Here is a 2,538-nt window from a genome sequence, read left to right on the forward strand (position 1 = left end):
TTTGGCTTGGGGGTGAGGGCGGTGGCGGCGGGTGGTGTGTCCAGCCTGCACGCAGGTCGGTGACAACCCGGTCCGCGGCCTGCCGACCGGAGATGGATGCCATTGGGATGCCGGGACCCGGATGCGCGCTGCCGCCGGTGGTGTAGAGCCCGGGGATCTTCGTGACCGCGCCGGGGCGGTCGAAGGAGCCCCACCAGCCATGGTTGACCCGCCCGAACACGGCGCCGCCGGAGGCGGGATAGGCCCGCTCGAAGTGGGTCGGTGTCGTGATCGCGACTTCTTCGCTGTCGGCGAGGGTGAGTCCGCAATGGTCGAGGAGCCGCATGACGCTCGCCTCACAGCGGCGGATCTCGGTCTCCGGGATGGTCTCGGTGTCGCCTCGGGCCGGGGCGTTCACCACCAGGAGCAGCCGCTCCGGCTCGGTAGGCGGCGGGGCGTCCGGGTCACCGCGGTCCTGGGCGCAGATGTAGACCGTCGGGTCCTTCGGCAGGTGGAGCTCATCGAAGACGGCCTTGAACTCGGCCTTGTAGTCCGGTGGGAAGAAGACGTTGTGGTAATGCATCGGGAAGCCTTCCGGCCGTGCCATCAGGTTCCAGGTGACCACTGAGTGGGAGCGCTTGGCAGCCGGGATGGGCGGTACCGCCTGGCTCGCCTGCTCGCCGAACAGGCCAGCCCCCAGGGCGGCGGCATCGGCGTTGCAGATGACGGCGTCAGCGTCCAGCCGCTCGCCGTCTTGCAGCAGCACGCCGCGAGCGCTGCCCTGCGCCACCATGATCTCCGCGACCTTGGCGCCGTAGCGGATGGTTGCCCCCTTCTCTTCGGCGAGTGCCGCTAGGGCCTCGGGCAGCTGATGGATACCGCCGTCCACGGCGTAGACGCCGCGGCTCTCCACGTCGGCCACCAGCATGAGCGTCGCCGGTGCGCGGTAGGGCGAGGCGCCGACGTAGGTGGCGTAGCGGCCGAAGAGCTGCTTCAGGCGCGGGTCCTTGAAGTATTGCCCGAGCGCCTGCCAGAGCGTGAGCACGGCCTTGATGCGCATGAGCTCGCTCAGGCCGTTCCAGCCGAAGCGCCCGAAGATGGTGATCGGCGTGGGCTGCGAGGAACGGATGAAGGGGCCGTCCAGCGCCTCGTAAACGCGCTTGGCGTGCGCAGCGAAGCGACGGAAGCCGTCGGCCTCCGCCGGGCCTGCGAACTCGGCGATGGCCTGAGCACTGCGCTCGTGATCGCCGTACAGGTCCAAGCGCTCGTCGCGGCTCCAGGCGTGGCGGGCCAGCACGTCCGAGCAGTGCAGCTTGACCCGTTCGCGGAAGTCGGCGCCGGCCTCGGCGAAGATCTCTTCAAAGACCCAGGGCATGGTCAGCACCGTGGGACCGGTGTAGAAGGATTTGTCGCCCTTGTGCTGCTCGCGCAGCTTGCCGCCCGGGCGCTGGCCGCCCTCCAGGACTGTGACGTCCATCCCCGCAAGCGCCAGCTTCAGTGCTGCGGTGAGGCCACCCATACCGGCGCCAATGATGATCACGCGTTTATTGAGCCCGGGCATGCCGTCTTGACCCTGTTTTGCTGTACTCTTCGCCGAAGTGTCTATCCTTCTAGACACCCAGTCGTGTCCAGTCTACACGACAGCTGTCGGCCCCCCCAAGTGACGGGGCGCAAGCAACCGGGCTTCCCGCTCGGCAGCCGGCGCCGGCCATCTGAGGTCCTTTGGGGTCCTTCTGGGGCTTGGGGTGTTGCCGATGCGTCAATCCGTGCGACAAGGGTTTCCATCGAGAGAGGAGCGAGCCATGCGATATGCAGCAAGACGAACCTGGCCCGAGAAGATCAAGGCGTGGGAGTACGTCAGCGAGGCCGAGGACATGGAGGACTTCGCGCTGATGTTCGCCGAAGACAAGCATCTGGAGGCGGACACCGAGTTCGTCGTCATCGAGAAGGCAGGTGCCGAGTCGGACATCGAGTTTTTCAAAGTGTCCCGAACCCAGCCCTACGCGCTCATCGCCGCGGAGCCGCGGGTTGAGGCCGCTTCCAACCCGGCGCCGGCGAGCGTCGCTGCCCGCACCTCAGGCGAGGATGACAAGTCGACGCGGGGCATTGACGGCGGCGCGGAGGCCATTGCCGGGGTCTGGCGGGCCATGTTCGGCAATGCGCTCTTCTTCGGCAAGGTCGGCGCCACGGCCATGCTGATGTTCGTGACCATTGTCTTCCTCGCCAAGTGGTGGTTCAACGCTTGGTGACGCCTGCCCCCTGTGCCCCCGGCGCATGCCGCCGGGGTACAGCCGTCAACTGGCCGCATCGACAGACCATTCGTTGACACCGAAGCCCTCCCTTATCCCCCAAAAACAGACCGAGCCCTGACACAGTCAGCGTTGCCTAGCCCGCTCTGGACGCTGAGCCGTTCAGGGACCTATTCCTAAGCCCAGCCGTGAGCGCACAACCAGCGGCCCCTCGTTGCGGACGAACAGCCCAGGGCGGCCACGCCGCCATGTTCGGCGCTGAACCAGCCTCCCCTGATCTTGCCGCCCCACGCATCACCCCCGCTCATAA

Annotated in this window: 2 protein-coding genes; one reads left to right on the forward strand and one right to left on the reverse strand. The window is 67.1% G+C overall.

The genetic code is table 11. The annotated features are described in order from the left end of the window. Positions 1-1,540 (reverse strand): 1-hydroxycarotenoid 3,4-desaturase CrtD (gene crtD / locus I6U14_RS16810; RefSeq protein WP_296900811.1); only part of this gene is annotated, 1,540 nt, incomplete at its 3' end. A gap of 241 nt (positions 1,541-1,781) precedes the next feature. On the opposite strand from crtD, the gene I6U14_RS16815 reads away from it, so the two are divergent. After that, positions 1,782-2,228 (forward strand): hypothetical protein, encoded by a 447-nt coding sequence (locus tag I6U14_RS16815; RefSeq protein WP_296900813.1) that lies wholly within the window; start codon positions 1,782-1,784, stop codon positions 2,226-2,228. Positions 2,229-2,538 lie beyond the last annotated feature (310 nt).

Origin of the sequence: Thiohalocapsa sp. (assembly GCF_019695415.1) — a bacterium.
Classification (GTDB): Bacteria; Pseudomonadota; Gammaproteobacteria; order Chromatiales; family Chromatiaceae; genus Thiohalocapsa.